The organism is Okeania sp. SIO2C2 (assembly GCF_010692625.1).
Lineage (GTDB): Bacteria > Cyanobacteriota > Cyanobacteriia > Cyanobacteriales > Microcoleaceae > Okeania > Okeania hirsuta.
The window spans coordinates 99,948-125,557 of sequence record NZ_JAAHGM010000008.1; the positions used below are offsets into that span (position 1 = coordinate 99,948).

The window sequence follows — 25,610 nt, forward strand, 5'->3', positions numbered from 1 at the left end:
CTACTGTAACAATGGGGTCTGGTGTAGTTTGAGTGAAACCTGTTTGTTGTACTTCCCTAACTGTGTAATTTCCTGCTGGGATATTGTTAATGGTGTAAGTGCCGTCTGTATTTGTTATGGCGTTTGGTTCATTTGCATCTAAGGTATTATTATTATTCTGGTCTAGGTAAATTCTGAATCCTGGCAAACCTAATTCTTCTGGGTCTTGAAACCCACTTTGGTTATCATCTTGGAATTTTACCCCACTGATACTGCCTAACTCTGATGACTGAAAATTTCCCAAATTGATATTAGAGATATTTTGGTCTGCTGCTACTGTAACAATGGGGTCTGGTGTAGTTTGAGTGAAACCTGTTTGTTGTACTTCCCTAACTGTGTAATTTCCTGCTGGGATATTGTTAATGGTGTAAGTGCCGTCTGTATTTGTTATGGCGTTTGGTTCATTTGCATCTAAGGTATTATTATTATTCTGGTCTAGGTAAATTCTGAATCCTGGCAAACCTAATTCTTCTGGGTCTTGAAACCCACTTTGGTTATCATCTTGGAATTTTACCCCACTGATACTGCCTAACTCTGATGACTGAAAATTTCCCAAATTGATATTAGAGATATTTTGGTCTGCTGCTACTGTAACAATGGGGTCTGGTGTAGTTTGAGTGAAACCTGTTTGTTGTACTTCCCTAACTGTGTAATTTCCTGCTGGGATATTGTTAATGGTGTAAGTGCCGTCTGTATTAGTTATAGCGTTTGGTTCGTCTGCATCTAAGGTATTACTGTTGTCAAAATCGACATAAATAGTAAATCCTTCTAATGGAGGTTCACCTGGGTCGAAGAAACCATCACCATTAAGGTCGTTGAATTTTGTACCACTAATACTCCCACTCTGGGCAATAGTAGCAATATTAGCAATATCTATATTTGTAAAAGTTGTAGATCCAGAGTTAACCGTAATAGTAGGAGCTGCAACAGTTTGAGTTAAACCAACAGGTGGAATATCTCTAATACTATATGTACCAGGGTCTAAGCTGATATTTTCAAACAAGTATGACCCTTCACTATTTGTTACTACTCTAGGTTCATCGTTGTCTAAAACTTGATTATTATTAATATCGACGTAGATAGTAACTCCTGCCAAACCTGGTTCGATAAAGTCTAAAACACCATTGTTGTTGATATCGTTGAATTTTGTACCACTAATTTGCAGGTTTGTAGGTGCTTGGGGACCAGTGACTTGTAGGCTAAAAATTTGCGTATCTGTAGTGTCACTGGGGTCGCTAACTGTAAGTTCAATATCGCTGTTACCTATGTCTTGATCTGTAGGTGTACCTGTTAATGTAGCTGTACCGTTTCCGTTATCGGTAAATTGTAACCAACCAGGTATGTTACTGGAGTTAATATCTATCGGGTCTTCGTCTATATCATTGGCAGTAATTTGGTAAGTGTATAGTTGACCTACTGTAGCTGTTGTTGGCGCTCCACTTGTAAATACTGGGTTGTCGTTAACTGGAGAGACATTGATGTTAAGGGTGTATGTTTCTTGACTGTTGAGTCCACCACTATCACCGATCTGGAATTCTAAGTTGGTGTAATTATTGCCGAACTCGTTATGGTTGGGGATGTAGAAAATGTTTTCAAGAACACCCTCGTCTGTGAATGTTTCCTGTCGTCCTAATTCTGGAGTTCTGGTTATGTTGAAGTTGCTGAAAAAGTCACCATCTGCATCTCGAAAGTTGAAAATTGATGTATTAAATTGAAAGGTAGTATCTTCTTCTATTGTAATCTCAGCATCTGCTACAGTTGGGGGTGTATCTGTACTTCTTTCCCCGACATTAATATTAATTGTGTATTCTACACTATCAGCTTGACCGTCATTAACTGTAAATGTGAATTCATCGATGTTATTGCCTACAGGAGTTGGTTCTATACTATATACCAGTTGGTCGATGTCACTAACGGGGATGGGGTTAGTGACTGGTTCATCGTTGAGAGTAAGACTGCCTAAATTTGGTTCTTGGGCGATCGTAATACTTGCTAGGTTGTCTCCATCTACATCTATGATCGGAAAGTTGCTTTCTTGAAATTGGAATTGTCCAGTGATATTTGCTTCAAAGCGAATATTATCATCTGCACTTACGGGAGGATCATTAACTGGGTTGACGTTGATAGTTATTGTCGCTTGGTTGCTATTTTCTGCACCATCGTTAAAAATAACTGGGAATGTGGTGTAGTTGTCGCCATTTTCGTGAATTTCTGGACGATAGCTGAGAGTTCCTACTTGGGTAGCGCTGATAGTTTGACCAGGGGTTAATGGTGAACCTGCCAATAATAGTTCCCCTCGTTCGGGTAAATTCACGATTTCGATTTCGGTTAGAGGGTCGCCATCGGAGTCTGTATAATCAAAATCAGTGATACTAAAGTTGTAGGTGGTGTCTTCGTCTATGCGGATATTGCTATTATTAGCTGTTGGTGCGGTGTTGACAGGTTCAATTTGAGAAGCAAAGAGCAAATCTTCTGGCAAAACTCCCGGATAACTTACCAACACCTCTTCCCCAAACGCTAAACCATCCCCAACTTCCCCAACCTTAACCCCAAGTTCCCAACTACCACCTAATTCTGCATTACCCACAGGACCTACTGCACCAGCAACACCTACCCCACTCAACTCATGGAACCTTCCCACAAAAGCTTTCCCAATATCTCCCGCACCTACCTCGCAACCATACAACAATATTCCACCAGACCCTATGGTCTCACCCCACCTTTTCAACTCCGCCTCGTATTTGGTCAACGTCGAGGTACTTAACTTAGTATTACCCAACTGCAAACTACCAGGAGAACCATGACAAACAATATGGAGACTATTAACTGGATAATCCAAAATAGCTCTAGTTATTTGTCTGACCTCATCTTCTTCCGAGTTCAGAATTACAACTTTTGCCCCTGCCAAAACCCCGGATGCTAACATTTGATAACTTTCTACCGTAGGGTCAATAATTACTAATATTCCCATACCAGGAGGCCAAATACTCACACAATGGCTATTATCTTTATCCCTTATGGATTTAATACCCAACCATCTGCACGGTGCAAATGTGGTTGGTGGGATGAGAATCCCCATTGACCCCGTTCTCCTGACTCCTGACTTCTGACTCCTGACTCCTTCTTCAATTGCCAACTTTTTACAGAAAATTTCATGGTTGTGATTTTGGTTTAAAAAGTTCATGGTAAATATTTGTGAATCTGTTTTTTTCTGAGGATTTTTCCTGACCAAGTAAAGATTCAGGAATTAGAATTTGGATAGTAAATTATGTATAACTTGTGTGTAAAATACCGGGTTTAAAGGCTTCATCAAATAAATTAAATTGGCGATCTTCAAGACTAGTTTAGGAAGCTAATTCGCTACTAATTGTTATGGCCACAGCCTATTGACTCCGGTTTTTATACTGTTTAGTTTTTTTGATTTGTGAATTTAATCGTATATAAATAACTAACATAACGGCAATAAAGATAATATTAAATTTTATTTTCCGGAAGACCATAAATAAGTTTTGTAAAGTTTTGATTGGTAATCTTCTTATGAAGTTATGTCTAAGAAATTAACTTATTCGATCTTTCACTGCACTTGAAGACAATATTTTACTGATCTTAATAAATTAGTTGTTGGCTAGGTTGCTCGAAGAAGATATTAATGATATAAACGTCTTAAATTATTATGTACTGAAATCAAAGTACACCAAGTTAAATAAATATACCGATAAGATGAGGACGAAATAAAATGGGAAGTAAATTTTTATTATCTTTAATCTCAATATTTATTTTAGGAGTTCCTTTAACATGGGCAAAATCTGCAACTGGATTAACACAAATAAATTCTACAAAAGTTAAACCTCAAGATGAGTCTTTTCTCCATTTACTATCACCACCAATATTACAGAGCTTAAATAACTCCCATTCTGTTCCTTCAACAGTTAGAAAAAAAACCCTACAACTAGCACAAGCATCAGATGAATATGACGATCTTTCAGAACTAGACCAAGTAACCTCCGTATCCCAACTCTCAGATATCCAACCTACAGACTGGGCATTTCAAGCATTACAATCATTAGTAGAACGTTACGGTTGTATTTCAGGATATCCAGACGGCACTTACAAAGGCAACCGAGCTATGACCCGATACGAATTTGCTGCTGGGTTAAATGCCTGCTTAGATAGAATGACAGAATTAATTGGCCAGTCTACAGTAGACTTAGCGACTCGCGAGGATATAGCTGCCGTTCAACGTTTAGTCGAAGAATTTGCTCCAGAGTTAGCTACCCTTCGTGGTCGAATAGATGTACTTGAAGCTCGCACCGCAGAATTAGAAGCAAACAGGTTTAATGGCACTACAACAATATTTGGTGGAGAAGTAATATTTGGCTTAACCAACGGTTTTGGCGGTGAGGATGTAGTCAATGCTTTTGGTGGACGTGGAGACGGAGACAAAAACACAATTTTTAATTATTTAGTACGATTGCAAACAGCTACAACCTTTACAGGTAAAGACCGCCTACGAATAGAATTGGGTGCAGCAAATTTCAGTAGTCGTAGTTTTGCAGGTAGTCAGTCGTTTAATACAGATATGGCAATTTTATCTTATCAAACAAATACAGATGATGAGTTTCAGATATTTAAGTTGGAATATCGTTTTCCCGCTTTTGGCGATCGCGTGGTCTTCACTTTCCGTCCTGTCAACTTCAGCTTAAATAGTGTCCTCACAGCTAACTCCCCTTATTTTGACGCAGGTCGTGGGTCTATTTCCCGCTTTACTGACTCTAGTCCCATATTTAAGATAGGTAGATTAGATTCTGGTTTAGGTTTTGATTGGTTAATTACTGATAAAGTACGTTTGCAAGTTGCCTACGGTACCCGGGATAGCGAAAACCCTGGTAACGGTCCAACAGGTCAAGGTGGTATTACTGATGCAGGTCATAGTGCTGTGGGAGTTCAATTTTTAACTGTTCCATTTGATAATGTATTGACTGGTGTGACTTATATTAATGCTTATTCAGAAGACGGTTTTTTAGATACCTTTACTGGTAGCTTAAATGCTGATACTTCTGGAGGGTTAAGTATACCTGCTAATATTAATGCCGTGGGTGGTACAGTGCAATGGCGAGTTTGGGAGAAAATAACTCTAGGTGCTTGGGGAGGATGGGTATTTACAAATTATATTAATTCTGATGCTCATGCTACTTCTAATACTTATTTATTTTCTGTTGGTATGTCTGACCCTTTTGGTCGTCAAGGAGATTTATTTGCCCTTTTATTTGGTAAACCGTTAAAATTAGTTGATGGAGATAATGGCATTGAAGAAGATGAGGATACTTCTTATCATATTGAAACTTTTTATCGGTATAAAGTTAACGATTATATCACAATTACTCCCGGATTTTTTGTAGTTACTAATCCAGAACATAATGAAGATAATGAAACAATTGTAATTGGAGTTTTACGGACAACTTTCCGCTTTTGACCTTGAAGAAGGAAGAAGGAAGAAGGAAGAAAAAATGGATGGGGACTCAAACTTCAACCAATTGTCAACACTCTGTAAGACAGTGGGGTATTAAACCCAAAAGAAAAAGATAAGTAAAATTAACAAAAAAAATTTAGAATAACTATATTTATCTATGATTGAAGAAAGAAGAATAAAAAAGTGGATGGGGACTAAAATCTCAACCAATTTTCAACATCTTGTAGATGGCGGGATATTAAACCCAAAAGAAAAAGATAATATCAAAAATAATAGCTTTTTGATAGCAGTAAGAAACAGAGAACAAACAAGAGTAAAGGTGCAACAAAAAAGAACAAAATATTTGGGAATGAACGAAGACAGGAGTCATAATTCCCTTCTGCCTTCTGCCTCCTCCCCTCTGCCTTTCCTGATAAATTCAATTAATAAATTGATATGTTTCTTTCTTTCTTCTTCTTTTTCCCTTGGGTTAATATCTGTAGCTTACGCTCAAGAAGAAAATTCTAGGGAACCAGCAAAACGTAGAATAAGCGTACCGTTTTTTGAAGAAGAGAGAAAACTAGATTTCAGTGGCTTTTCTAATACTTTTTTAAATGATGCTCTGGGTGGTACAGGCGACCCAATGGGTGGCACCACTGCACCTGGTTCTGATTTTACCATGTCTCCAGATGTATCGGACTCGGAATTTTCCGACCCTTCTCGTGGAGTTGGAGACCCCTCTCGTGGTGGAATGATGAGAGGTTCTCAACCTGCTGCTGGTAGCTCTGGCGATCGCGTATCACCTACACCTATAACTCCTATTACTGGAGGTGGAGGTAGAGGTATTTTTCAACAGTTACCACCGAGGTAAAAGGTCTACTCTTCGATCAAGCAAGTTCGGTGAAATCATCAATACTAATGACGCTTTCCTCTACACCCTGTAACGTAATAGAAAGTTGGTTAGTACTAATGCGAGTATCATTACCTATCTGAGAAATAGTCAATTGCTCGACACTCAGACCACCCTGTAAACCAATAATATCTATTCCGTCTTCAAAATCAACAATAATATTGTCGCCATGACCTAATCCAAAGTCAAAGCGATCGCCACCAGGTCCGCCGATGAGAATATCATCACCCCTGTGGCCACCAATAATATCAACACCATTACCTCCATCAACTGTATCGTCACCTTTACCTCCAAAAAGTAAGTCGTTACCATCCAAACCTTGGACTGTATGATCACCTTTGTTGCCATAAATGAAACTATTTTCAGAAGTTCCAATTAAATCATCATCATCATTTGTACTGATAATAACATTAGGAGCAATAACCGACTGAGTTCTCTCCCAAACACTTTCCCCAACTTCTCGCCCTAACTCGCGACCATTCAAGTCCCCATCATCAAAATGAATACCACCATAAAGACGAGAAATACCAGCTTCATCCGCAGCTTCACTAAAAGTATCCCACTCCAAAACTAGAGGTGACTCCGGTGTCAAACCAGATTCAAAACGAGACTCTCCTGCAGCAAAACTGACTGAAGCACCAAAATCATCACTACCAGTAAACCGTTCCAAAATTTCAGCACCCGCAGCACTGAAAGTACTATGACCAGATACATATTCAGCAAAAGGAGGTGAAGGGTCACTACCAGGAGTTTGAAAGGTGAGAAAATCAGTTGCCAAAATAGTTTGGGTTCCTTCTGCTGGACCTGCCCAAGCATCTATAGCAAAACCACCAAGTTCTGGATTAAATTCTCCTATTAAACCCAGTTCTCCTAACTCCCGGACTGTGCGTACAGGTCGAGCATAATCATAAAAAGTTTTAGCATCCCAAGCAGCAATACCAGCATCAAATACTGCATTACCCAAATTAAAGAACAGTTTCACATCCTCGTCTAAAGTATGATTATCCCTAGCGGAAACAAATTCTCCAAAAGTCAGCCAAGTTCCGGGAGGGAATGATGTACCGCCTCCGTCTTCCCAAAATTCGGCGATTAATTTTTGTTCATCTGTCAGGTTAGCACTGAGATCGACAATTCTTTGTGTCTGTTCGATAAATTCAGGATTAATAATAGTACCCACAATATCGGGAGTAATTTCAACCACAGACTGGTCTGCTAGAGTAATTGTGCGTGCTTCTAAGTCTACCTCACCATCTACAAGTAAAAATGGTTCTGGTGCTGATGGTCGTATTTCTTCAACGGATGTGAGACTAAAGGGTGTAACATTACCCCATTGAGGTGTTAGGAATCTTTGTATTCTTTGTTCTTCACCGGGTAGAGCATCAATGGGAACTCGTTCGGGAGTCCAAGACTCTATATCGATAGTTTCTCCAGGAAAATTAAGGGGTTGATAGTTAGTAATATCGGAGTAAGGAGTTCCGTCACCGTTGGGGTCATTTCCTAGTTGGTTGGAGCCATCATTACGACGGAATGTTAATAGTGCTTCAGCGGAGACATTACCAATGCCAGCAGGAGTAGTTGTATCGGTGGTTGTGTTGTTGGGGTCAAAGCCTAATTCGGCCATGACTTCATTGAAAATTTCTACTTCGCTAGGGAAGAGTTCGGATAATACCCGATAAGCAGCAAAACTTATAGCTTCAGTTTTGTTGGCATCAGTGTTTTCTGACTGGGGACGTTGGAGATTATCCTCTAATTGAGTTCCAATAGCTAGTGGGTCGTAGGCGCTCCAAGCGTCATAGGCGGCTGTGTGTAGGATGCCATAAGCACGGGAGGCAACAGTCGGACCGGGGGAGGTGTTGATGACTGCTTGTTGTACTGCTTGATCCCATAGTACGGAAATGCTTGGTGTGGGATTTTCTACTGTGACAAGTTGAGTTTCTGGGTTGACGGTGAGATTGATGTTGTTGTCAGAAATTTGCTGATTTTGTCTGGTGGAATTATTCATGTTTTTTTGTTAGTGTTAAAGAACTAAAGTGTAGAAGGAAGAAGGAAGAAGGAAGAAGCAAGAGGGAATAAGCAAGAGTCGGAGAGGCGAGTTATCAAACAGGATTGGGTCTAAAACCCCGCCTTTTAAGGTGAAATATTCTTTCTGTTTTGCGATTATTAATGTTCTATTGCTCTATTGGACAATAGTTATTGCTCTGGTTCAAAAGCGATCGCTCTGTTTGGCGATTATTAATGTTCTATTGGACAATAGTTATTGCTCTGGTTCAAAAGCGATCGCTCTGTTTGGCGATTATTATTGCTCTATTGGACAATAGTTATTGCTCTGGTTCAAAAGCGATCGCTCTGTTTGGCGATTATTAATGTTCTATTGGACAATAGTTATTGCTCTGGTTCAAAAGCGATCGCTCTGTTTGGCGATTATTATTGCTCTATTGGACAATAGTTATTGCTCTGGTTCAAAAGCGATCGCTCTGTTTGGCGATTATTAATGTTCTATTGGACAATAGTTATTGCTCTGGTTCAAAAGCGATCGCTCTGTTTGGCGATTATTAATGTTCTATTGCTCTATTGGACAATAGTTATTGCTCTAGACCCTACATACATCCTGGAGGGACTGTGTGCGGAAATAGTTCCGCACTTTAAAAGCGCCGTAGGAAACCTCGCCAATTAGCACTCAATTTTAACTTTTAACTTCCGGGTAGCGGCACTACTCCCTACTGCCTAATCTCCTAGTATACTTGACTGTAGCTTGGCGAAAACTGAAGCATAGTCATCATTTCTTTCTGGTAAAGCATTCTCAACAGAAAGTGCTTTAGGCCAACGGTATTGATAGTATCCCATTGTCCTTAATTCTGCTGCTAGACGCTCAAAACACTTTCTCGCCTGTTCATCTCGACCAGGAACTTCGCGGTCGTAAACTAAAGATGTCATCACATACATTTCTCTACTGTTAACACCATCTAAAACAATCATTGGCTCAAACCCGTAATCATTAAAAAAGTGTTCAATCACAGGAACAATAGTAAGTGCATCGGTACCAGAAGCAGGTGCTGTCACAGCTAGCCAGATAAAACCACATTGGTCTCGGTCTAGATCCATAATTTCTGGAATTGAATAGCGTTTACGCCAATAACTAATAGGAATACTGCCCTGAACAGGAATTCCAGCAAAAGTCAAGAGACGACCTTTGAGTAGTTTATGAGTCAATTCAGGAATTTCTAGATTCCTATTCCAACGCAATTTTTTGATTTGAGACTGGTCTACAGTGAACGTTTTCAATCTACTTACTTTGTTATTGAGGGCTTCGTGAATATCTGCTTTCATTGCTTCAGCGCGCCTTAAAGTAGGAGAATAGATAGCAAACACTCCGTTATAAACTCCTGACCAGCCAGGAATTTGTTGTTGGCGTAAGAGTTTCAGCATCAGATTGCGATCTAGAGTTCTTTGTGCATCAGTCTCTTGCCAAGGAAACTGACTGACTTCTGCCAGAATTCGGTAGCCATGCAACAGTATCCAGTTACTTTCAATTAATCCAGTTTGCTTTAAATTGTGCAATTGGTCAGTTAGCTCACCTAACTGCTTTTCCTCATCAATGGAAAAATAAAAAATTTGTAGGTATGCAGGCAGTAATGATAATTCCAACGTCATTTCGGTGACAATTCCTAAATTTGATTGCCGAAATAAACCCTTCAAGTCTGGTCCGAGACCATAACGAGATATTCCTGCTGTTGAAGCGTTGGGCAAAGCATCAAATCCAGTTTTGAGTAATTCACCAGAGGGTAAAATCGCCTCAAGGGAAATTACATGATTCCAGCGAATGACATTCAGACCGTTGGCATAACCTGCATCTATAGCATTGCCAATAACGCTGGAATAAGGTGAACTTCCTGTGAGAGAAAAGAACAAGTGGGGATAATTTGACCGCAAATATTCAAATAACTGCTGCTGAGTTACTCCAGGACCAAGAGTGACCGTGGCATTTTTACCATCTACCTTAATCTGATTCAGTCTACTCAAATTCATAACCACACTCAGGTTTTCATCAGGAACTTGAGAACCATATCCCCAGTTATATCCCTGACTGACTGGGTGAATATGAACTCCAAATAGTTGAGCAGCTTTAAGGCACGCTTGAACCTCTTGTGGTGAACCTGGTTGAATCACGAAACGCACTTGTTGTGAAGTTTCAAAAGTTGCTGTCTCTACTGAGGCAATTACATTCTCATTGGTAATTACATATTGATGACCAAGTATTTTTTGACAAAATTCTAGGTAGTGCCATTTTAATTTCAAACTGGGGTTAGATTGTAAAACCGATACCATTGTTGTTCTCCTTACTGCTGAATAGATAAATTAAATTAGTTTTGGCTGAATCAAAAGATGATTGAGAGAGAATTTTTTACCTGAGTTTTGCTACTCTCAATCATTCCTAAAGTTAATCTAGAACTTGATGTTTCACTAGCTATTAGCTTTTAGCATTTCCGTACCGGAATGCTCCGCAAACAGCTATCAGCTTTTATAGCTCTGGGTTTAAATCCCCGGTATAAACCGGAAGGTGCGCGGAGGGGTTTAAATCCCCTTCTAAATGTTTACTGCTGACCGCTGACTGCTGAATGCTGACCGCTTTTTTAATGGGAATTGATTTTTTTCTTGCTCACAAGTAAACTTAGACCTAAAATTCCTAATCCTGCCAATGATGCAGGTTCTGGTACTGATTCATAGCTAACGTTGTCTCCTCCGGTAACCCTGGTATCAACAGCTCCAGTTTCCAGGTTTGGACCCCATATTGACCAAGCTCCAGGTTCACCAGGCTTGATTGCTTCATCTCCACCATCAATCAGAAGTACATAATCACTACTTTCTTGAGATTTTCCGTTGTACTCTATTCCTAAAAATTCTCCATTGGCAAAAACAGCGTTTGCCTTATCTGCATTTGTGTGGGAGAAAGAAAATGTGTCTAATGTGTTTAAAGTAAGTTCTACGTCAAACTCAGTTAGGGCAAACTTCTCCAAAGCGTTCAATTTATCTGGTTCTGCCTCGAAACTGACAGAACCAGAACCGAGAATATCTTCAGCATCATCTATCAGAGGGAAATTGAAGTTGAAAGAGGCAGCATGAGCGGGAATTTCTGAAACTACGGTAAACAAAGCTGCACTAGCAATTGCGACGGTGAATTTTGTGAAGATGTTGTTAGTCATTGTTTTACTTTTTCCTATGATTTGTTGATTTAATTTGTCTGATGAGTTTGAAAAAAAGACAAAATGAGTCTTTTGAGCAAAAATAGCTGTGAGTAACTAGATGAGCGATCGCTAATTTTGCCTAAACTTGCGTTCTCCTAGAGCTAGTTAGTAGCTCTGGAATAAAAGCTATCAATTTTGCTTGAAATCCCCTTGAGATTGAATTTTTCTCGGTTTCAGTATAAATCTCAACTTAATACTGAACGCTTAACAATTCGACCAGGAACTCCGACAACTGTGCAATTAACAGAAACATTCCGTAGAATAACTGCATTAGCACCAATAGAAACATTGTTGTCGATTTTGATATTACCTAAAACTTTAGCTCCAGCTCCGACAATCACATTTTTTCCCAGAGTGGGGTGGCGTTTCCCAGTCTCTTTACCTGTTCCACCGAGAGTCACCCCTTGATAGAGCAGAACATATTCTCCCACTTTTGCTGTTTCGCCAATTACTACACCCATCCCGTGGTCAATGAAAGCACCCTTACCAATTTGAGCAGCAGGATGAATTTCAATTCCAGTCAAGAAGCGAGCAAAGTACGAAATGAAGCGAGGAATTAAGGGAGTTTTTAAACCATGGAGATAGTGAGCTATCCGATAACACAGCAAGGCATGAAACCCTGGGTAACACAACAAAACTTCAAACCAGTTTTTAGCTGCTGGATCACGTTGAAAAATAATCTGGAAGTCAGCTGATATCGTTCTCAGAAAATTAAGCAGTTTTATCTGACTTGCCAAGAAGAAATATCTATGAGATTCTGAAGCTACCAAATGCTTGTTAATCCTGGTTTCAGCAGGGATTAGTTCCCCAGTTAAGGACATTTTACTGTCTCCTTTTTACTGTTGTTTTTCTGTTCTGCGAGTTTATATTTCTCACATAGAAAAGGTTATGCAAAAATTTGTCAGTATCTACTGTTGTAATATTAAACCAGCTTTTCTTCGGTATAGTTAGTCAGGAGTCGGGAGGGAAGGAAGAGTAGAAAAAAGTTTTTTATGGCGCTATTATCCGGACATGATATAATAGGCGTTACATAGAGTGCCCATTGGAATTAGTGTGAAGAGTGTGGAGGGCGTTACATAGAGTGCCCATTGGAATTATAGTTTGAAAAAAAGAGGAAGTAAAAGATGTTACCTTTTGTGCAAAGATTCATCCCGCCCCTCAGCAACGCCATATAATACAGTTTTTTTTAGCATAGAGTATATTTACTGATTGAAATTTATAAATTTTTTATAGCAATGAGCGCTGGTATATTTACAAATTGCAGGAGGGGCAAAATAGCTAAAAGTCTTATATTATCGGCAATTTATCATTTTCTTTGTGGGTTTAATACCCCACCGTCAACGGGGGTGTTCACGCATTACTTGGGGGAGCGAATCCCCATGTAATTTTCCTCCTGTCTCCTGTCTCCTGTCTCCTGTCTCCTTCTTCAATCCCCCTTCCGGAGCTGTTGCCTTCCGGAGCTGTTGCCTGCGCACAGCGCTATAACCACAAAATCAGGTTTCAAGTCTCCTCTTTTAAGGGGATAAAAAGTGGAGCTTTACGCTTGCAAAATGCCATATCCAATCGACCAAGAGAAAGAAAATTTAGTATGTTCGATCGCCTCCCTATTACCGGAGGTACTGAATTCCGCAGTTCCTCTGTAAGAGGCTTTTTCCGTTTTTCATACTGCGCTTTTCATGTGGGCGTTTTGCGCTTGCGCCTAACTTCCGCTAAAAGCTAGCACACAATGACCGCTTGCATCTGCTGCACCCCGCGCAGTCAGATCAAATCCGCTCGGGTTCGGTCTAAAAAAAAGTTCCATCACAGCGCCATTACCAAATCTTTCTTGATATCCCCATCTTCCCATCTCCCCATCTTTACAGCGGTTTTCATTTCGGTAGACCACAGTAGGGACGTTCTATGGAACGTCCCTACTGGGCGCGTGATTGTGACTATGTGGTTCATCAATATAAAAAGCGCTGTAAACTTGGTTCTATAAGTAACTGTGCAAAACTAATTTAATATTTGGTGCAGAATAGTTACAATAATGGAATTACTTTTGATGTCTTTATAATGACCCAATTAAGTTCAATTACTATCTCACCTAATTTAGAACCTACTGCTTTATTTGTTCTCTTACATGGCTGGGGAGCTAATTGTAATGATTTAACACCTTTAGCAACACAGTTGAATTTGCCTGATTATTGGTTTGAATTTCCAAATGCTCCATTGCCTCATCCTGAAGTTCCTGAGGGAAAAATGTGGTATGACTTATCAAATTTAGAATTCCAAGGTCTGGTTGAAAGTCGCCAAATATTAATTGATTGGCTAATTTCTCTAGAAAGTAAAACAGGGATACCTTTATCTAAAACTATTCTATGTGGCTTTTCTCAAGGTGGGGCAATGGCTATGGATGTAGGAGTAACTTTGCCAATAAAAGGTTTAATTATTTTAAGTGGATATCTACATTCTCAACTTCAACCATCAGGAGAAAAATTACCACCTGTGTTGGTTGTACATGGTATACAAGATCCAGTTTTACCTATTGAACAAGGAAGACGAACGCGCGATACTTTCACAAATCTGGGGGCAAATATACAATACCAAGAATTTAATATGGGACATGAGATTATTCCAGAAATTGTGAAGTTAATGCGAAGTTTTGTTATAGATACTATGGCAAAAGCTTAGAAAGACTATTATATTAAATGGAGGTGTGAATAACACTCCGTTTTAATTAATGCTTTCAGCAGATGCCATTTCAGGGAGGTCGGTTTTGATGCAAACTATAGCCCGTTCTTTACACGAGGTTGCTAATTTAACTGCACAGGATGTAGCTAAGTTGGCTTTACGTTTGGAGGAAGATGATTATCAAAATCCTTTTGACGGGTTGAGTGATTGGCACCTGCTACGAGCGATCGCCTTTCAACGTCCAGAGTTAATCGATCCTTATATCCATTTATTGGATTTAGAGCCTTGTGATGAGGCTTGAGGAAAATATGGGAACGCACAAGTCAGTAATTTAATCATTTTGTCAGATTTGAGAGTGTTGGTTTAGTAAACAAGGTATTTTTAAGCTTGGATACTTTTTACCCAACACTCCTATTTATCTTAATCTTAATTATGTTTGAATACTTACTGATGATTTTAGTCAAATAGGAAACATTCATTTGATATGACAACTGCTTGGCGTTGCACAGTGACGAATGATTTTAGATTTTTGATGAACAGGATTTTGGATTAATCAATTGCTAGAATGATTGATATTAGGTTTTTTTAGTCAAAGTCTAAACTAATTTTTGGCAATATCATTCCATAATGTGCGACCCCAACTGCTTAATGAAAAATATGGCGTTGCTCAAGAGTGTGTATGATATTAATTTTAATTACTTCAGAGTCAGTCCTCAGCAGGACCGAGTCAGGAGAAAGAAAAGTGTTTTTCGGTCAATTAAGTAAAGACAACATCTAATTTTGCTATTCAAAGAATGACTCTTAATTTACCTAAATTACTTATTTCATACCTCAAATCACCAATGCCAAAAATACTATATTAATTAATTATTTGCTTCTTCACAACTTAACGATCTAGAATTTCAACAATTAACAATTATTAATTAACAATTACCTCTCCTTTTCAAGACAAGAAAATATTATGGGTAGAAGAGTTTTAATCAGTATTTGTGGTGGTATAGCAGCTTATAAAATTTGTGAAGTAGTTTCTACTCTCGTAAAATCTGGTATCGAGGTGCGAGCAATTTTGACAGATTCTGCTCAACAGTTCATTACACCTCTAACTTTATCCACTCTCTGTCGTTATCCAGCTTATACAGATCGAGATTTTTGGCAGTCTACTCACGGACGTCCATTGCATATTCAGTTGGGTGAATGGGCAGAAATAATAGTCATTGCTCCTCTCACAGCAAATACTTTGGCAAAATTAGTATACGGTTTAGCAGATAATTTGTTAACTAATACAGTGCTGGCTTCTAGTTGCCCAATTTTATTATCTCCGGCAATGAATACTGATATGTGGGAACAACAGACAGTACAGCGAAATTGGCAACAAATATTGACAGAAAAAAGATATTATGGTATACATCCAAGTACGGGAATATTAGCTTGCGATCGCGTTGGTCAAGGCCGAATGGCGGAACCAACAGAGATAATCACAAATATAGAATCTTTGTTATATACAGCAGGCAAAAGAGATTTAGTAGGTAAGAGAATATTAATTAGCGCGGGTGGAACCCGAGAACATTTAGACCCTGTGAGGTATATTGGCAACCCTTCTACGGGTAAGATGGGTATAGCTTTAGCTAAGGCGGCATTGCATCGCGGTGCAAGTGTTACTTTGGTTCATAGTATTTCGGGAGAGTTGCTGTTATCAGGGATAAAAACTGTGGAGGTAGTGAGTGCTGCTCAGATGCGACAAGCAATGTTATCTCATTTTACTGAAGCAGATATAATTGTGATGAGTGCGGCAGTAGCAGATGTTAAACCTGTTGAGTATAGTAGTGAGAAATTGCCAAAGCGATCGCTACCAGATTTATTACCTTTGACGCCTGTACCGGATATTGTGGCGGAGTTAGGAAGGTTAAAGCAGCGCAGGCAATATTTGATTGGGTTTGCAGCACAGACTGGAGATATTGTTACACCTGCGTTGGAGAAGTTGCAGGTTAAAAATTTAGATGCTATTGTTGCTAACCCTATTGACCGAGAGGAAGCGGGTTTTGGTAGCGATACAAATCAAGGAATTTTTCTGGATGCTGAAGGTCGTCGGCGAGATATTCCGTCTTGTAGTAAATTAGAAATGGCTCATAGGTTGTGGAGTTTTGTCTTGGAGAGCGGGGGATGGGGAGATGGGGAGCTAGGGATATAGGGGGATGAGGAGATTAAATATTGATATCAAATCCGGTAGCAGTAGTTGAAGGTGTGGAACTGGGAGTTATAGAAATCGGATTATTTTCTACTACTGAACTAATATTATTGTTTGGTTGATTAAGATTAATTTTTCCTGTATCTGTAAAGACTTCACCTGTATTAATTTTACCTACTTCAGTGGTCAGATTAATATTACCACTTCCTTGAGGATTAGTGGAAGTAATATTACCTGTATTTATATTATTTCTAGCACTAATATCAATGTCACCAGCAGTACCTGTTTCTGCTTGAGTCGTAATATTATTTGTATTAACAGAACTTGCCTGACTATTAACAGAAATATCTCCACTATTATTATTGCCAATAGAACTAATATTACCTGTACTTATATCGTCTATTGCTACAATATTTATATCCCCAGAATTTCCAGCTTCGGCAATTGTTTCAATATTATTTGTATTCACAGAACCTTCTTGACTATTAACAGAAATATCTCCACTATTATTGCCAATAGAACTAATATTTTCTGTATTTATATCCCCTTCCGCATTAACATCAATATTACCTGAGTCTTCTGAGTCACCAAGGGATTCAATATTTCCCGTATTTACCTCCCCATTATCGCTACTAACCTCTATGTCCCCAGTATTTTCTCCACCACTAGAATTAATTTCCTCAGTATTGATATCTTCTTCCCGCTTCGACATTAATATCATCTGAGTTGCCAGAGTTGGTGCCAACAGAACCTGAACTTAATCTCCCACCAGTAATATCAATAGTATCAACTGCATCTAGAGTTATGTCTCCCCCACTACCCAGAAAAGAACCAGAATTTGAATTTATGGCGTTGAACAGTGACGAATGATTTGATATTTTTGATTGAATTGGATTGTGGATTAATCAATTGCTAGAATAATTAATATTAGGTTTTTTTTAGTCAAAATCTAAACCAATTTTTGGCAATATCATTCCATAATGGGCAACCCCGAATTTATACTACTTGTGAAAATATTACCTCCACTTGTGAGAGTAATTTCCCCTGCATCTCGGTCTCTAGAACTAGAGTCAAGGCGATCAATAGTAGTATCAATGTTTCCTCCTGCTTGAATATTAATATTTCCTCCATTTCCACTTTCGTTAGATGAGGCCAGTATTTTTTCAGTAAAAATATTACCCTCTGCTGTCAAGGTGAAATTTCCTCCAAAGGAGATGGAGGAACTAGCTTGTATTTGATTCGCCCTAGTATCAATATTGCCTCCTTTGGAGTTACTGCTCCTTGAAAATTTGCACCCTCTAAATGTGCTCCCTTAAAATTAACACCTGCTAAATTTGCGTTCTCAAAGTCAGCTTTTTCTAAAATTGCTCCCTGTAAATTAGCTCCTCTGAGTATTGCTCCTGTCAAACGACTGTTGCTTAACTCAGCATTTGCTAAATTAGCACCTTCCAAATTTGCATAAGTTAAGTTTGCACCTTGGAAATTTCCATTAACCATCTGAGCTGCCTGAAATTTTGCATCTTGAAGATTAGCGTGTTTTAGATTAGCTCGTGTCAGTTTTGCACCTTGTAAATTTGCCAACATTAAATCAGCATTTTGGAGGCTAGCATCAGTCAAATTAGCCTCTCTAAAATCAGCATCAGGACTTACGCAAATTGACCTTTAAACCACCATCTGTAGGGGCAAATGGCATTTGCGCTCCGCAGAGCTGCCGCTAACGCCCTCGCTATATGCAGAGTCTCTGCGTAAGTCCTGAGCATACTGAAGTTTGGATTAATTATTCGGTAATATTTTTTCTAATAGTTAATCTGAGTTGAAAACATTGAAAACTATGACTCCTGACTCCTGATTCCTGATATCATGTCCGCACTTTATCGTTTGTGTAAACCCAAGGGTGAATATCTACAAAAAATTTCAGGTTTTTTGGACTTTTAAGTCTTCTATTCTAGATAACTAAAGCCTTCTTCCCTCTTCACTTCTTCCCTCTTCCTTCTTCCTTCTTCCTTACCTTTACAATAACGATGCTACCGAACTTGATATGACTCCTAGCTGCCAGGAAAATATTACAACTTAAATAGGATTTATATATTCTCTATTCCCTTGTTCAATCCCTAAATTTTGACTAGACTGCCAACTTTTATAAGTTTCTGTATCACTAATAATATTAATATTAAATAAATCTATTCCCTCTTGCTCCAATAAAGCCAAAATTGCCAAATTCAATTGGTCATAAGAGCTATAATACTTATCTAAATTGTTAGTATATCCAATTACTCTAATCACGCGAGCATTTCTGTCCAATCCATCAAATCTCACCAGACAAGAATTATCTAAAATGTCAATTGATTTAGGAATTTGTCGAATTTTATCATTAATATCGGCTATTTTCTGAGCTGAAATTCCGTCAATTTTAATGAATAAATCAATAGCTGCTTTCCGATTTTCAATTGGCTGTTGGCAGAAATTTTTGATGTTGCCATCAATCATTTTAGAGTTAGGAACTTTCTGGATAGCTCCCTTAAACTTTAAATAAATTGTTGTACTTCTAATACCAATTTTCGTAACCTGCCCCAAAACACCACTTGGTAGTAAAATCAAATCATTTTCACGATACAAGCTGTCACTGTAAATTACAACTGTAGCGAACCAATCACTAATAACATCCTTAAATAATAAACCTAACGTTAAACCAGCGCCACCGACTAAACCAAAGATTGCAGTAACAGAAGTTCCTAGTAATAATTCTCCTGCTTTTAAGCCAAAAATTAGGATAGCAGTAAACCTAAATAATATCGGCAGATAAGGGCTAATAATATCATCTAATTCAGTCTCAGTTTTAGCTGATAAATTACTAAAAAATTCTCCTAATATCGGAGATATACGGTAGACAATTAGTGAAAAATTACCTACTATTGCTAAGTTAATAATTCCTGTAACTATTTGATTTAATTGGGGAGAAATAGAATCAGTTAATATTAATTGTAGAATCCACAATCCAAGTATATAGATAAACCACCCTATCGGCTGTTTAACAGATGCAATTAATTGATCGTCAAGGGTAGTTTTTGTATTACGAGTTAAAGCCTCAACTTTCTTAATTAATATTATGCTGAATAGTTCTTTTAATCCTAATATTCCTATTAAAGCCAGAGCAATAAAAAATATTTTTATTGCTGGTATATCTAGAATTGTAATATTTATGAGACTTTGCCAAATTTTTTCCATGATTAATAAAGTCAGATTCCTTGAATAATTTAGTAGTTTTTAAGTTAATAGATAAGTATTTAGCATTCAGCTATTTTTTAGTTTTAGACAAACGGTTGGCGATCGCTCCTATCTAAATAAAAAAAAATTATCTCAAAGTTAAGTAGGATTCAAAAGACACTCAGAGATCGCTCCCCATATAATACAACGGTCGGCGATCGCCATTTCCAGCAAAACTTATTGCTTAATAATTTCCCAGGATAATTCCCCTTTGTTATCATCATTTAATGTGCTTTAGATAGACTCAATACTACACAAATATAAATTATCTATGCTAACCAAAATTAAAGATTTAACAGCTACCCTGGCCCCCCGTATGATTGAAATTCGTCGTCATATTCACTCTCACCCAGAATTAAGTGGCCAAGAGTACCAAACGGCTGCTTATGTTGCAGGTGTGTTGTCTTCCTGTGGTCTCCATGTACGAGAGTCTATAGGTAAAACTGGTGTTCTGGGAGAACTCAAAGTTAATAGTAATAATCAATGGTTGGCTATTCGTACCGATATGGATGCTTTGCCGATTAAAGAATGTACTAATTTAGATTTTGCCTCCCGTAATGCTGGCATTATGCACGCTTGCGGTCACGATGTCCATACAACTGTAGGACTAGGAGCGGCAATGGTGTTATCTGAATTGGGAGAACCCTTACCAGGTAACGTTCGGTTTCTGTTTCAACCAGCAGAGGAAATTGCCCAAGGTGCAAATTGGATGATTGAAGATGGGGCACTTGAGGATGTACAGGGAATTTTAGGAGTCCATGTTTACCCAACTATTCCAGCGGGTTCGGTGGGTATTCGTCACGGGGTTCTAACTGCTGCTGCTGATGATTTGGAACTGACAATTATTGGGGAGTCTGGTCATGGTGCCCGTCCCCATGAAGCTATTGATGCGATTTGGATTGCTTCTCAGGTAATTACTAATTTACAGCAGGCCATTAGCAGAACTCATAATCCTTTAAGACCTGTAGTGTTAACAATTGGTAAGATTAGTGGCGGAAGAGCGCCAAATGTGATATCTGACCAAGTAAAGATGTGGGGAACTGTGCGATCGCTTCATCCGGATACTCATAAGGTTTTACCTGGATGGATTGAAAATATTGTGGCTAATATTTGTAATTCTTATGGCGCTAAGTATGAACTAAATTATCGTCAGGGAGTACCGTCTGTGCAAAATGACCCAGCATTGACTCAGTTGGTTGAGTCTGTTTCTTTGGAAGCTTGGGGGAGTGATCGGGTTCGTATTTTACCTGAGCCTTCCCTCGGTGCGGAAGACTTTTCTATGTATCTGAAGAAAGTTCCAGGTATGATGTTTCGTTTGGGAGTGGGACACAAAGACAAACCTAACTATCCTCTGCATCATCCTCAGTTTGAGGCAGATGAATCTGCTATTGTCACTTGTGTGGTTACTTTGGCCTATGCTGCTTATAAATATTGGCACAATCGCCATTTAGGCCATTAAGGTCTTGGTTGGGGAAGAGGGAAGAAGGAAAAATATTGTGTTGTCTGAGTTTTAAGCTTTTGATCTGTACTAATACTATTTCTAAATAGTAATGCTATGTTTGATTACCATCTGACCACATTCCCCATCTCCCCATCTCCCCATCTCCCTATCTCTTCATTACTAAAGATATATAGCAAACTTTTTGAGATAATGTAAGGCGCAAAATTAAAAAGGGTTTCGGTCCGGAATGCTCCACAAACGGCAATTGCTACAGTCAGCATTTCCTCAAAGGAATGCTTGGCAAACAGGGAGTGATCAATAGCTGAAACTGAGATAAATGCACTTGAAAAGGGAATTTTAACCCTTCTTAAATTATCCTACTTGTACAAGCCAGGGATTTCAACCAAAGCTTATAACTGACAGCTAGTTAACATTAAATGATCTGCTAACTTTCAGTCAAAAAAGGATTAAACTAGATGTAGTTAATTACATTAAGATGCTTTTATAACTCCAGTTATTAATGCTAGAATAGAGGTAGTAACTTCCAGTAAATGTAATGAATAATTGTAATTTTTAGGAGAAATATTGTGTCAACACAACAAGATGATCGGATTAAACAATTATTTATATTAGAAGCAGAAGAACATTTAGTTACCCTAGAAAATGGGTTGGTAGATTTGAAGTCTACAATGTCAGATTCTGAAACTATTAATGATATGTTTAGAGCAGCTCATTCTGTCAAAGGTGGGGCTGCTATGTTAGGAATGCACAGTGTACAAAAGGTAGCTCACCGTTTAGAAGATTGTTTCAAAATAATCCGCGAAAATCCTGTTGATATTGACCAAACAGTAGAGTCTCAATTTTTAAAAGGATATGATACTCTCAAAGATTTAGTAGAACGTCTCCAAGGTCCTTATGGTTTGAGGGAAGAAGAGGGACAAAAAATTGTTGATCATGCTTTGCCTATTTTTTCAGAATTAGAAACTAATTTGAATACTTTAGTGAGTGGTGGTACTGTTTCTCAATCTACTGCTGGTGGAAATGGGAAGACAATATCTAAATCTAATTTTTCTCAACAAGTTAAAAGTAAGTTAAAAGAAATGTTGGAGGTGTTTAAACAGGCTGATTCTCCTGACTCTAGAAAGCAGCTTACAGAAGTTTGTAATGGTTTGTTGAAGTTGGATAAAAATACAGAAATTTGGAAGACTTTAGTTACATATTCTCGACAGGCGATCGTTAGTTCTAAATTGTCTTATCAAATTCTAGCTCCTGTAATTATTAAAGAACTTAATCAAGCAGGTGAGTTTATCCAAGCAGGAAAAGTACAGGAAATAGTGGAAAGTCAAGACCTTAAGGAAATAGCAACAGCTTCTGAACAGAAAAAAGTAACTTTGCCAAAAGAACCTAAAGAGTTAGTGAAATTAATTATTAAAAGTTTTAATCATAAGCAACTTGAAGCGATCGCTCGATTATTAGTTAAGCACGTTAAGTCGTCAAAAAATAATTGATTGACCATGATAATTTTCAAGCGTATCTTAAATTTTACTATCTTATGTATCTGTCTTAATATCTGTAAGATTATTGGCAATTACTTATTTTATTTTAGAGATATTAGACATCTGGTAAGAATTAAAAATAAAATAAATTATTATTTATAAATTATCAATTATTCCTCTCTTGCTGCGAATTTCCTTGCGTCTGCCCCCAACGCGGTCGCACCGCTTCTTCCTTCTTCAACAGTTTCTCTTTTTCTTTCTGCAATACTTTCCTCAAGTTTATGCAAAGCATGATTAACTTTTTCTTCTAACTTTTGAAACTGATGTTGTCGTAGGTCGCTCCACTCTGGCAATTTATTAATAAACTGCTGTAAATCAATAATCACACTTGTTAAATCATTAATTTGCTGTAATTCTGGTCGTTGTTTAAACTGCTGAGAAATCATTTCTAGCTCTGTTTGTAACAGTTTAATAGTTTGCTCCTGAATATCAAATCGATTAGACAAACTTTTCATAGTTTCCAGCAAAGGTTTAATCTTGATATCTTCCTGATTATTTTCTAAGTTTTTAGCAGCAGATTCAAAAAAAGCTATACTACTTTGTAACTGAGAAATCATTTGGTAAATTGACTTTTGATATTGCTCTAGTTTTCCAGCAGTATCAAATTTAATTACTTTAATTTTTGCTGCTAATTTATGTCGATTAACTAAATTAATTAACAGAGAAATCAAAACACACCCTACTGCATAAATAATTGGTTTATCAAATATATAATTTGCCAAAAATCCTACAACAGAAGCAGTAATAAAAATATATTCAGCAATTTCTAAAAGACTACGACGATAGAACATATTTATATATTTTTTAATTGACTTCTCAAAATTATTATATAGCAGAAGGAAGAATTCATTAATTGATAATGGATAATGGATAATGGATAATTATACCAATTTAATAAAATATTGCTACAGTCATGGCACAGGGAATAGGGAATAGGGAATAGGGAAAGAAAAACAGAAATATTAAAGAGGAAAAAAGGTTGAATTGTTAGAATTTATGGAATTTATATTTTTTTATTGTAGGAAGAAATCATCAACTAAGATGTAACTACCTTTTTTGAATTTGGTATTATCTCTATTCCCTCTGTCTTTTATGCTAAGTTATTGAGGGTTTTCAACTAGGACTTATGCTGATGATGAACCTCAGACAGAGGAATGTTTTCCCTCCTGTTCCCTGTTCCCTGTTCCCTGTTCCCTGCTATAGATAAAGAAATTCGTGAAGGGTTATTTTTTCCTGAGCTAATAGTTATAGTAATAATTTTTGCATCAATTAATCGTACTTCTTTTGGTGGTTTATCTATGCCAGGATTAATTAAATATGCAGGAAAACAAGCTGCACTTAAACTTAGTCGAATAGCATTACCTTTCTCAATTTTTATACAAGTTGGCTGTAAAGATATTTTCACTGGTAGATTGTTAGAAACAACCTTGATATAACCTTGGGTAAAATTATAAACATTGCCGTTTGCTTTAACTTCAGATAACACAGCCGAAAGGTCAAAACTACTGGTATCTGCTGTACAATAAATTTCTACATAAATATCTCCAACTATATGTAAATCTTCTGTTAAAAATTCAGAAGTATAAGTCAAAATATCGGTACGACAATCTAATTCTGAACGTTCAAAAGAACCTGCTGGAAATGTGGCATGACCACCTAATGCTGGAACAGGTCGCCAAGGGTCATGTACGAATATATCATCAGTAGAAATATCAGGACAATTATCGTTGAGCATCCCTGAATCTTCTCTCATATTCGCAAGTCCTGTACTAGCTAAATAATAGAACTGATAATTATTACTCGGCCAGGAATTAAAATTACGCCATTCGTTACTTCCCATCTCAAATAAAGAAACAGGCGATCGCTCTAATATTCCTGTGTTGATTCCTTTGAGAAATTGGTCGAACCATAATATTTGTATATCATCTATGGGGTTAGAAGCTGCTAAACCATAATTTACAACTCCTAGTTTTCTTCCCCAAGGAATATGAGACCAAGGACCTACGATTAATTTTTGTAGGAATTTACTACGACAAGATATTTTTTGATATAAATTAATTGTGCCTCGTAAATAGGTATCAAACCAACCACCAATATGTAAGATTGGTAGGTCTAACTTTTCTAGATTTGGTGACAGATTTTGCCAGTATTCAGCAGGTTTAAAATTTTCTAACCATTGATGATAAAAAGAGTCTGGTGCATACTTATTCATTACTTGCGATAAAGCAGGAATTGGAGTAGAAAAAGAAAAGTTTTTAGCAGCTTGATAAAGTTCTTGATAAGCTTGTTCATCTTCTTGTAAACGAGCAGTTTCTGTTGCTAATTGAATTGCCCAACCTAAGTTAGTTTGTAAACAAAATGCTCCTCCTTCGTAAGCCCATTCTGAATATAAATTCTCAGCAATCATAGCAGGACAAATTGTTTTTAAAGCAGGAGGTTTAGCACTAGCAGCATATAGTTGAGTCATGCCTTGATAAGAGAATCCATACATCCCTATTTTGCCAGTGCTACCTGGTAAATTTGCTGCCCAATTAATAGTATCAATTCCATCTTCAATTTCATGGGCAAATAGTTGAAATTCTCCTTCAGATGTACCTCTACCTCGTACATCTTGAATAATCACAATATAACCATGGGAAGCATACCATTTTGGATGAGCGTAGACTACTGTAGAAGTGATCGCTCTGCCATAAGGTTGTCGCATTAATAGTACTGGAAATTCACCTTCTGCATCAGGGCGATAAATATCAGCGTCTAAACGTACTTCATCTCTGGTAAATATTGAAGCTGTTTCTTTGGGTAAAACTTTCATTTTAATATTGAGGCTGAATAAATGTATGATTTTACAGGAGT

At 37.8% G+C, this 25,610-nt stretch carries 24 protein-coding genes and 1 pseudogene; 11 read left to right on the forward strand and 14 right to left on the reverse strand.

Going from position 1 to position 25,610, the window contains the following annotated elements; all coding sequences use genetic code 11:
- A partial coding sequence (locus F6K18_RS08265) for a DUF4347 domain-containing protein (protein ID WP_287520024.1) occupies positions 1–3,223 on the reverse strand: 3,223 nt, incomplete at its 3' end.
- Between the two features lie 552 nt (positions 3,224–3,775).
- Here F6K18_RS08265 and F6K18_RS08270 point away from each other — a divergent pair.
- Positions 3,776–5,512, forward strand: coding sequence for an iron uptake porin (locus F6K18_RS08270; RefSeq protein ID WP_287520026.1), 1,737 nt, complete (start codon positions 3,776–3,778; stop codon positions 5,510–5,512).
- A 154-nt stretch (positions 5,513–5,666) separates the two neighbouring features.
- Complete coding sequence (locus F6K18_RS08275; protein ID WP_287520028.1) at positions 5,667–6,359, forward strand: hypothetical protein; 693 nt, start codon at positions 5,667–5,669, stop codon at positions 6,357–6,359.
- A 16-nt stretch (positions 6,360–6,375) separates the two neighbouring features.
- On the opposite strand, the gene F6K18_RS08280 is transcribed toward F6K18_RS08275, so the two are convergent.
- Positions 6,376–8,400, reverse strand: coding sequence for a DUF6851 domain-containing protein (locus F6K18_RS08280; RefSeq protein WP_287520029.1), 2,025 nt, complete (start codon positions 8,398–8,400; stop codon positions 6,376–6,378).
- 191 nt (positions 8,401–8,591) lie between these two features.
- On the opposite strand from F6K18_RS08280, the gene F6K18_RS08285 reads away from it, so the two are divergent.
- The 3 genes from F6K18_RS08285 to F6K18_RS08295 are packed head-to-tail and all read left to right on the forward strand — an operon-like array spanning position 8,592 to position 9,072.
- Positions 8,592–8,762, forward strand: a complete 171-nt coding sequence (locus tag F6K18_RS08285; protein ID WP_287520031.1) for a hypothetical protein — start codon at positions 8,592–8,594, stop codon at positions 8,760–8,762.
- Positions 8,762–8,890, forward strand: a complete 129-nt coding sequence (locus F6K18_RS08290) for a hypothetical protein (protein WP_287520032.1) — start codon at positions 8,762–8,764, stop codon at positions 8,888–8,890. Before F6K18_RS08285 ends, F6K18_RS08290 begins: the two co-directional genes overlap by 1 nt.
- Complete coding sequence (locus F6K18_RS08295; protein WP_287520034.1) at positions 8,848–9,072, forward strand: hypothetical protein; 225 nt, start codon at positions 8,848–8,850, stop codon at positions 9,070–9,072. The genes F6K18_RS08290 and F6K18_RS08295 overlap by 43 nt, the downstream gene beginning before the upstream one ends.
- 50 nt (positions 9,073–9,122) lie before the next feature.
- Here F6K18_RS08295 and F6K18_RS08300 read toward each other — a convergent pair whose 3' ends face one another.
- The 5 genes and pseudogenes from F6K18_RS08300 to F6K18_RS08320 all read right to left on the reverse strand — a co-directional run bounded on the left by F6K18_RS08300 (position 9,123) and on the right by F6K18_RS08320 (position 13,526).
- A complete protein-coding gene (locus F6K18_RS08300) occupies positions 9,123–10,724 on the reverse strand; it encodes an FAD-binding oxidoreductase (protein ID WP_287520036.1) in 1,602 nt (533 codons plus the stop codon).
- 305 nt (positions 10,725–11,029) lie between these two features.
- Entirely contained in the window at positions 11,030–11,599 is a 570-nt protein-coding gene (locus F6K18_RS08305; RefSeq protein WP_287520038.1) for a PEP-CTERM sorting domain-containing protein, read from the reverse strand.
- Between the two features lie 239 nt (positions 11,600–11,838).
- Positions 11,839–12,462 (reverse strand): annotated as a pseudogene (cysE, locus tag F6K18_RS08310) (serine O-acetyltransferase); the annotation flags it as partial.
- 516 nt (positions 12,463–12,978) lie between these two features.
- Positions 12,979–13,116: a hypothetical protein gene (locus F6K18_RS08315; protein ID WP_161564600.1), complete on the reverse strand. Its 138-nt coding sequence runs from the start codon at positions 13,114–13,116 to the stop codon at positions 12,979–12,981.
- Between the two features lie 224 nt (positions 13,117–13,340).
- Positions 13,341–13,526: a hypothetical protein gene (locus tag F6K18_RS08320; RefSeq protein ID WP_287520039.1), complete on the reverse strand. Its 186-nt coding sequence runs from the start codon at positions 13,524–13,526 to the stop codon at positions 13,341–13,343.
- 167 nt (positions 13,527–13,693) lie between these two features.
- Here F6K18_RS08320 and F6K18_RS08325 point away from each other — a divergent pair, with 167 nt between their 5' ends.
- From F6K18_RS08325 to coaBC, 3 genes are all read left to right on the forward strand, one after another.
- Positions 13,694–14,311, forward strand: a complete 618-nt coding sequence (locus tag F6K18_RS08325) for an alpha/beta hydrolase (protein WP_287520040.1) — start codon at positions 13,694–13,696, stop codon at positions 14,309–14,311.
- Positions 14,312–14,399: 88 nt separating this feature from the next.
- A complete protein-coding gene (locus F6K18_RS08330) occupies positions 14,400–14,612 on the forward strand; it encodes a DUF2555 domain-containing protein (RefSeq protein WP_124145794.1) in 213 nt (70 codons plus the stop codon).
- 660 nt (positions 14,613–15,272) lie between these two features.
- Positions 15,273–16,499 (forward strand): bifunctional phosphopantothenoylcysteine decarboxylase/phosphopantothenate--cysteine ligase CoaBC, encoded by a 1,227-nt coding sequence (gene coaBC / locus F6K18_RS08335; protein ID WP_353735029.1) that lies wholly within the window; start codon positions 15,273–15,275, stop codon positions 16,497–16,499.
- A 13-nt stretch (positions 16,500–16,512) separates the two neighbouring features.
- On the opposite strand, the gene F6K18_RS08340 is transcribed toward coaBC, so the two are convergent.
- The gene (locus F6K18_RS08340) at positions 16,513–17,241 is read right to left on the reverse strand and encodes a hypothetical protein (protein WP_287520042.1); all 729 of its coding nucleotides are present in this window, start codon (positions 17,239–17,241) and stop codon (positions 16,513–16,515) included.
- Here F6K18_RS08340 and F6K18_RS08345 point away from each other — a divergent pair.
- Positions 17,235–17,366, forward strand: a complete 132-nt coding sequence (locus tag F6K18_RS08345) for a hypothetical protein (protein WP_287276293.1) — start codon at positions 17,235–17,237, stop codon at positions 17,364–17,366. The two genes, F6K18_RS08340 and F6K18_RS08345, sit on opposite strands and share 7 nt — an antisense overlap.
- Before the next feature lie 100 nt (positions 17,367–17,466).
- Here F6K18_RS08345 and F6K18_RS08350 read toward each other — a convergent pair whose 3' ends face one another.
- The 3 genes from F6K18_RS08350 to F6K18_RS08360 form a co-directional block, all read right to left on the reverse strand.
- A complete protein-coding gene (locus F6K18_RS08350; protein ID WP_124145791.1) occupies positions 17,467–17,688 on the reverse strand; it encodes a hypothetical protein in 222 nt (73 codons plus the stop codon).
- A complete protein-coding gene (locus F6K18_RS08355) occupies positions 17,685–18,152 on the reverse strand; it encodes a pentapeptide repeat-containing protein (protein ID WP_124155212.1) in 468 nt (155 codons plus the stop codon). Before F6K18_RS08355 ends, F6K18_RS08350 begins: the two co-directional genes overlap by 4 nt.
- A 414-nt stretch (positions 18,153–18,566) precedes the next feature.
- Positions 18,567–19,721 (reverse strand): mechanosensitive ion channel family protein, encoded by a 1,155-nt coding sequence (locus F6K18_RS08360; RefSeq protein ID WP_287520043.1) that lies wholly within the window; start codon positions 19,719–19,721, stop codon positions 18,567–18,569.
- Positions 19,722–20,031: 310 nt separating this feature from the next.
- On the opposite strand from F6K18_RS08360, the gene F6K18_RS08365 reads away from it, so the two are divergent.
- Positions 20,032–21,219, forward strand: a complete 1,188-nt coding sequence (locus F6K18_RS08365) for a M20 family metallopeptidase (protein WP_287520044.1) — start codon at positions 20,032–20,034, stop codon at positions 21,217–21,219.
- Positions 21,220–21,323: 104 nt separating this feature from the next.
- On the opposite strand, the gene F6K18_RS08370 is transcribed toward F6K18_RS08365, so the two are convergent.
- The gene (locus F6K18_RS08370) at positions 21,324–21,482 is read right to left on the reverse strand and encodes a hypothetical protein (protein ID WP_287520046.1); all 159 of its coding nucleotides are present in this window, start codon (positions 21,480–21,482) and stop codon (positions 21,324–21,326) included.
- Between the two features lie 306 nt (positions 21,483–21,788).
- Here F6K18_RS08370 and F6K18_RS08375 point away from each other — a divergent pair, with 306 nt between their 5' ends.
- Complete coding sequence (locus tag F6K18_RS08375) at positions 21,789–22,709, forward strand: Hpt domain-containing protein (protein WP_287520047.1); 921 nt, start codon at positions 21,789–21,791, stop codon at positions 22,707–22,709.
- 158 nt (positions 22,710–22,867) lie between these two features.
- On the opposite strand, the gene F6K18_RS08380 is transcribed toward F6K18_RS08375, so the two are convergent.
- Both F6K18_RS08380 and F6K18_RS08385 read right to left on the reverse strand, forming a co-directional pair.
- Positions 22,868–23,548, reverse strand: coding sequence for a hypothetical protein (locus tag F6K18_RS08380; protein ID WP_287520049.1), 681 nt, complete (start codon positions 23,546–23,548; stop codon positions 22,868–22,870).
- A gap of 326 nt (positions 23,549–23,874) precedes the next feature.
- Positions 23,875–25,569: a CocE/NonD family hydrolase gene (locus F6K18_RS08385; protein WP_287520050.1), complete on the reverse strand. Its 1,695-nt coding sequence runs from the start codon at positions 25,567–25,569 to the stop codon at positions 23,875–23,877.
- Positions 25,570–25,610: the final 41 nt, after the last annotated feature.

Bases quoted from the DNA above. Each gene is read 5' to 3' on its own strand.
- F6K18_RS08365 (WP_287520044.1), top strand. From the start codon at position 20,032: ATGCTAACCAAAATTAAAGATTTAACAGCTACCCTGGCCCCCCGTATG.
- F6K18_RS08360 (WP_287520043.1), bottom strand. From the start codon at position 19,721: ATGGAAAAAATTTGGCAAAGTCTCATAAATATTACAATTCTAGATATA.
- F6K18_RS08275 (WP_287520028.1), top strand. From the start codon at position 5,667: ATGATTGAAGAAAGAAGAATAAAAAAGTGGATGGGGACTAAAATCTCA.
- coaBC (WP_353735029.1), top strand. From the start codon at position 15,273: ATGGGTAGAAGAGTTTTAATCAGTATTTGTGGTGGTATAGCAGCTTAT.
- F6K18_RS08300 (WP_287520036.1), bottom strand. From the start codon at position 10,724: ATGGTATCGGTTTTACAATCTAACCCCAGTTTGAAATTAAAATGGCAC.
- F6K18_RS08325 (WP_287520040.1), top strand. From the start codon at position 13,694: ATGACCCAATTAAGTTCAATTACTATCTCACCTAATTTAGAACCTACT.
- F6K18_RS08290 (WP_287520032.1), top strand. From the start codon at position 8,762: ATGTTCTATTGGACAATAGTTATTGCTCTGGTTCAAAAGCGATCGCTC.
- F6K18_RS08330 (WP_124145794.1), top strand. From the start codon at position 14,400: ATGCAAACTATAGCCCGTTCTTTACACGAGGTTGCTAATTTAACTGCA.
- F6K18_RS08385 (WP_287520050.1), bottom strand. From the start codon at position 25,569: ATGAAAGTTTTACCCAAAGAAACAGCTTCAATATTTACCAGAGATGAA.
- F6K18_RS08380 (WP_287520049.1), bottom strand. From the start codon at position 23,548: ATGTTCTATCGTCGTAGTCTTTTAGAAATTGCTGAATATATTTTTATT.
- F6K18_RS08270 (WP_287520026.1), top strand. From the start codon at position 3,776: ATGGGAAGTAAATTTTTATTATCTTTAATCTCAATATTTATTTTAGGA.
- F6K18_RS08280 (WP_287520029.1), bottom strand. From the start codon at position 8,400: ATGAATAATTCCACCAGACAAAATCAGCAAATTTCTGACAACAACATC.
- F6K18_RS08305 (WP_287520038.1), bottom strand. From the start codon at position 11,599: ATGACTAACAACATCTTCACAAAATTCACCGTCGCAATTGCTAGTGCA.
- F6K18_RS08370 (WP_287520046.1), bottom strand. From the start codon at position 21,482: ATGCTGACTGTAGCAATTGCCGTTTGTGGAGCATTCCGGACCGAAACC.